Annotated in this window: 5 protein-coding genes; 3 read left to right on the top strand and 2 right to left on the bottom strand. The window is 58.2% G+C overall.

Annotated features, from left to right (window positions below; genetic code table 11):
• From AC1DUU_RS22855 to AC1DUU_RS22845, 3 genes are all read left to right on the top strand, one after another.
• Positions 1-1,370 (top strand): thiol-activated cytolysin family protein (locus tag AC1DUU_RS22855; RefSeq protein WP_476785675.1); only part of this gene is annotated, 1,370 nt, incomplete at its 5' end.
• A 143-nt stretch (positions 1,371-1,513) separates the two neighbouring features.
• Positions 1,514-2,197, top strand: coding sequence for an exonuclease/endonuclease/phosphatase family protein (locus AC1DUU_RS22850; RefSeq protein ID WP_476785674.1), 684 nt, complete (start codon positions 1,514-1,516; stop codon positions 2,195-2,197).
• A gap of 135 nt (positions 2,198-2,332) precedes the next feature.
• Positions 2,333-2,725, top strand: a complete 393-nt coding sequence (locus AC1DUU_RS22845; protein ID WP_476785673.1) for a hypothetical protein — start codon at positions 2,333-2,335, stop codon at positions 2,723-2,725.
• Positions 2,726-2,942: 217 nt separating this feature from the next.
• Here the strand turns inward: AC1DUU_RS22845 and AC1DUU_RS22840 are convergent, their stop codons facing one another.
• Together AC1DUU_RS22840 and AC1DUU_RS22835 are read right to left on the bottom strand one after the other, a co-directional pair.
• Entirely contained in the window at positions 2,943-3,722 is a 780-nt protein-coding gene (locus AC1DUU_RS22840; protein WP_476785672.1) for an alpha/beta hydrolase, read from the bottom strand.
• Positions 3,723-3,821: 99 nt separating this feature from the next.
• Positions 3,822-4,739: a helix-turn-helix domain-containing protein gene (locus tag AC1DUU_RS22835; protein WP_476785671.1), complete on the bottom strand. Its 918-nt coding sequence runs from the start codon at positions 4,737-4,739 to the stop codon at positions 3,822-3,824.
• Positions 4,740-4,911 lie beyond the last annotated feature (172 nt).

Below are 4,911 nucleotides of genomic sequence, written 5' to 3'. Positions count from 1 at the left end.
CCGTCATGGTTTTCAATGGTACCCAGATCGCAAATGTCGATCTGCCGACCGAAAGTCGGTTCGACGGGTCGACCTACCTCGTCGTCACCCGGGAGAAGTGCAGTTACGATGCCGACTTCGACATTGCTGTGCCGAGCGCCTTTGACGATGTCACCTATCCGGGAGCGCTGCTCCTCGCGAGCAACGAATTGCTCGACGGCAAGCCGCAAGAACTGGCGACCGGAAAGGCACCTATCAACATCACCGTCAATCTGCCAGGCACGAAGGACATATCGTTTGCTACCGAACCCACCTATTCCAAGGTTCAGGCGGGCATCAACGAAACCTTGGTGAAGTGGTTCGACAGCCACGGCGGCCAGTGGAGCTTGCCAGCGAATTTCCAGTATCGCAGCAGCCTGATCTACGATGAGAACGAACTCGCACTCAAGTTCGGATGCGACGTCACGTATCTGAAGCAGAAGCTGGGCATCGACTTCTCCCGCAAGAACATGGAAAAGAAGTCGGTCTATCTCGTCCAGTTCAAGCAGATCTTTTACACTGTGTCGGCGGAGCGACCGAGCAAGCCGGCTGACATCTTCAGCGAGTCGACCACCTGGGAAGACCTATCGCATGCGGGTATCAGCGATGTGCATCCGCCGCTGTTCGTCAAAAATGTCCAGTATGGCCGCCAGATTTTTCTCAAGTTCGAGTCCACTTTGACGTCCACAGAACTCGAGTCGATCATCAAGGCCAATGTTACGGCCAACGGCGTTCAAACGGACAGCCATGGCTCGACCGAATACAAATCGAAACTGAGCAAAATCAACGTCAGTCTCGTCGCGCTCGGCGGTTCCGAGGAGGTCTACAAGGACCTCAATCTCGGTGGGGCAGAGGACTCGCTGAAAATCAACAAGATCATTTTCGAGAACGCCAAGCTGTCCCGTTCGAATCCCGCAGCACCTCTGAACTACTACACCGTCTATCTCAAGGACGGCGTAACGGCGGGAGTGCATGGAAAGACCGAGTACGTCGCCGAAAAGACGGAGAGCTTCACAGGCGGAGAAATCAAGCTCGAACACACAGGCGCCTATGTCGGCCGGTTCTGGGTCTCATGGGATGAAATTGGCTACGACGACAAGGGCGTGAAGGTTACCCGTCGCGTGAACTGGAATGGCAGCGGCGCGGATCGCACAGCTTCGTATGCGACGAATATCCCCCTTCGCGGCAATGCTCGCGKAATCAACATTAAGACCGAGGGTTGCACAGGCCTCGCCTGGGAATGGTGGCGCACCTCAGGCGACAAAGTCGACCTTGCTCTCGTGCCCGAGCGGAAGGTGTCGATCGGCGGTACGACGCTTCATCAAAGCTTCGTCATGAATCCAGGTGCTTAGCCAACTCTGGCGGGGGAGTTGGCTGACTCAATGAGGCCGTTGAGGGCCTCKAAAGATGCGGTCGCTGCCCCACCGAACCAGCCTGCAAATTCCAACTGCCGGCGCGCATTGCCCTGGCTCCTTCAACGATTGAGGTATTCAAGATGACTTACTTCACAATCGCGAGCTTCAACATCGAGAAAAACGGACAATCATCCGAGCTCCTCAAGCAGCAGAAAGTGGAAGAATTTATCGACTACTGCTGCAGGCGAGGAACAGACCTGATATTCCTATGTGAGGTGCATTCGAGAAGGATTGAAGACTACATCGCCCACCTGAGGGCTGTGTACGGCGAATATTCGTGTGACTTTCTTCCCGGTGGCGGCAGCAACGCATACGTGATCCTGTATCGCAACGCGACCGGATTCACATTGTCATTCGATGGATTGCGTGGCCTCAACCGCAACTTCCTCTTGTGCCACATCGCTGACAAGGTGGCGCTCGGATTCGCACATTTCAAGTCCGGTCAGAATGGTCTGACAAAGGACCAAATCCAGGCAGGGGCAGACTTTATGAGCTCGTTCGCCAACGGCACAGAGCGGTGGGCAATTACTGGTGACATGAATTGGGACCTGCATCGCGTCAATGAATTGGCGTTGCCAAACGGAACGCACTACGCGACTTGCTGGCAGGACATGACACAAAAGAGTGGTGGAATTCTGGATTGGTGCCTTGCTGGCCGCGGTATCCAGCTTGCAGCGGTGAATGGTCCAACCGAGTTCAATCCAGCCTTTCAGGTGATGGATGGTCCAGATCACAGACCCGTATTGTTTCAGGTTGAATGCTGATTGTCGGAGCATGTCATGGACCGCCTAGGTCCATGACATGCCGATCTAGATCATTCCGGACGAGGTCAAAGGCGTGGCTGGGGTGGCAGGGCCGGCATAGGATACGATAGCGGACGACATCGTCTGACCATCGAGGTGAAGCGGGAACTCAAGGACGGCTCTCTCGATAGCCTCCTCACGTCGCACGTTGACCAGACCCTCACGTATCAGACTACGAACCTAAAGTTCGGGGTGATGCTCGTTCTCTATCTGTCGAAGCATCATGTCAGGACTGCGCAGAGAGACACATCGTACAAGATACGCGTCGGCAACCTCATGCAGTACGGAACCGAAAGAGGCCTTCTGATCGTCAAGGTGCCGGGGCGGCGAGGAACACCCGAGCGAAGCCGAAACCTGGTGTTTGAACGCTTCGAGATTGAGTTGGCTCGTCACCCGAGCAGCCTGAAAGAATACCGTTCGCCGATTCTGCGCCGCCTCTACCCGCAGCCGCGGCTTTCTCACGCGTCGACGTCCGGAAACGACGCCTAGTGACGCTCGTGCCCGTGAGAGCTCCTCATCGAGTCTGGCTAGCTCGTGCTGACGTCCGACAAAAATGGTGCACCGCAAATTGGACTAATCACGATTAGACTATCGCAACTGAATGCGTGATGCATTGCCCATGAACTGAGCCCCAAATTCCAATCAGGGCTCAGTTCACGCTCACCAGGGACAAGCGGCTTTCCGGCTCCCGGCCGGGACTATGTGGTCAATGCGCGGCGTTCTTTGCACCCTTTGCAGCGCTCTCGACGAGCTTGGCCACTGCCTTGGGGTCGGAGACATAGATCGCGTGGCTGCCCTTCGCTTCGACGACCGTTGATCCCGCGCGCTTGGACATGGCGCGCTGCGCTTCGGGCGGAATCATCTTGTCCTCAGTTGCGACCAGATACCAGGTCGGCTTTGCCTTCCAGGCGGGGGCCGTCACCTTGCCGTCGAGGGCAGCGACACCCCAGGGAACTTGCGAATTTGCCATGAAGGCTGCCAGTTCGGGCTTGACGTCGGCGGCGAATGAAGCGGCAAACTTGCCCTTGTCCAGGAACAGGAAGCCGTCGACCGGGGGCAGAATTGGAGGCACCGGTGCTCCGGGCGCGGGATTCGCAATCAAGCTCGAGACAGACTCTCCGGCATCGGGTGCAAATGCCGCAACGTAGACGACAGCCGCAACTTTCGGGTCGGTGCCGGCCTCGGACACGACGACACCGCCGTAGGAATGGCCGACCAGCACCACCTGGCCCGGTGCTGCGGCGATGGCGCGCTTGGTGGCAGCAACGTCATCTGCCAGTGACGTCGTCGGATTCTGGACGACCGTCACGTCGTAGCCGTCCTTTTTCAGGATATCGTAGACGCCCTGCCATCCGGAACCATCGACGAAACCACCGTGGACAAGAACAACCGACTTCACATCAGCCGATTGGGCCAGGGCGGCTGTCACGCCTACTCCCAGGGCAAGCGCTGAAGCTGCGGCAAGCAAAGTGAACACGTTCGACATCTGAGTTCTCCTTTCAGAACGTTGACGATCGAGATGTTATGAAGGCCGGTGCCCCTCGGTCCTGAACGATTGGGCCAAACGTGGAAGGTTCAGGCCAAACTAGAAAAGCTTCGTTCGCCGCCAAGCCCTTGGCGTGACGCCCGCAATGCGCGAAAATGCCCTGGTGAAATGACTCTGGTCGGCGAAACCGCATTCGAAGGCGATGTCGCTGAGCGAGATCGCCGTTTTCGCGAGCAGCTGCATCGCCCTGTCGATCCGTCGATGCTGAAGCCATTGGTGGGGCGCCATCCCGGTCGACTGCCGGAAGGCGCGGGTGAAATGCCGCTTCGACAGACTGCATGACAGCGCGAGTATCTCGAGCGTGAGGTCGCCATCGAGGTTGGCCTCGATCAGGTCCTTGGCGCGGCGCTCTTGCCACGGCGCCAGACCGCCGCCCCATTGCCGCGGCAGCTGTGCCACGTTGCCGTAGGCCCCGGCTAGGTGGATCGAGAGTGCCAGCGCCAGATAGTCGATGAACAGTCCTGACGCGGCTCTTGGGCTTGCGAGGGCCGGGCGCATCGCCAGCAGCAGGTCACGGACAACTGGGTCGCGAACGGTGCTGCCGACGGTATGGCGAAGCTCCTGTATGTGTCGAGGAACATCGCCGTCTTCGCCCAATGCCAGAAGCGCCCTGTGCGGGATGTAGAAATTGACGGCGTGGAAGGGGTCCCTGAGATCTGTGGTTAGGTTCATCCTGAGATCGAAGATCGCGACAGCACCTGCGTCGAAATCCCTTGGCGCCACGGCGCGGCCGTCTGCGTAGAGGTCGAAATCGTTGGCCCCCCGCAGTTGAAGCGCTATCAGGAATGCGTCTTCGCGTACGGGCTGGGTGACCCCGGCATTGCGCCGCTGGCAGTTGAGTTCGAGGAAGGCCATGCCCGTTCCTCGTGCCACGCGTGTGACCAGAACGGGCGCGTCGGGAAGACCCACCGCTGCTGCGACGGGGTTTATCGTGGGTGCTGGCTCATGACGGGGCATCGGCTGCTCACCCCTTGCAATGAACTAAAACAATAGCATCGGCAGCTTTCCGCTGAAAGCTGAGCTGCGAGGAAGCGAGTCCGGCCTCGATGAGGGTGGGCCTTGGATCGCGCCTTCGGCCGGCCGGCAAATCCAATATTAAGCTGTCGTTCGTCMCTGGACGATCCATCAT

This window comes from Aminobacter sp. P4_H6_2 (assembly GCF_056400805.1).
Note: the sequence above shows the minus strand (reverse complement) of the source record. Positions and strands in the feature narration are given on the sequence as shown.

Excerpts from the sequence above, each read along its gene's own strand:
- AC1DUU_RS22850 (WP_476785674.1), top strand. The coding sequence starts at position 1,514 with ATGACTTACTTCACAATCGCGAGCTTCAACATCGAGAAAAACGGACAA.
- AC1DUU_RS22840 (WP_476785672.1), bottom strand. The coding sequence starts at position 3,722 with ATGTCGAACGTGTTCACTTTGCTTGCCGCAGCTTCAGCGCTTGCCCTG.
- AC1DUU_RS22835 (WP_476785671.1), bottom strand. The coding sequence starts at position 4,739 with ATGCCCCGTCATGAGCCAGCACCCACGATAAACCCCGTCGCAGCAGCG.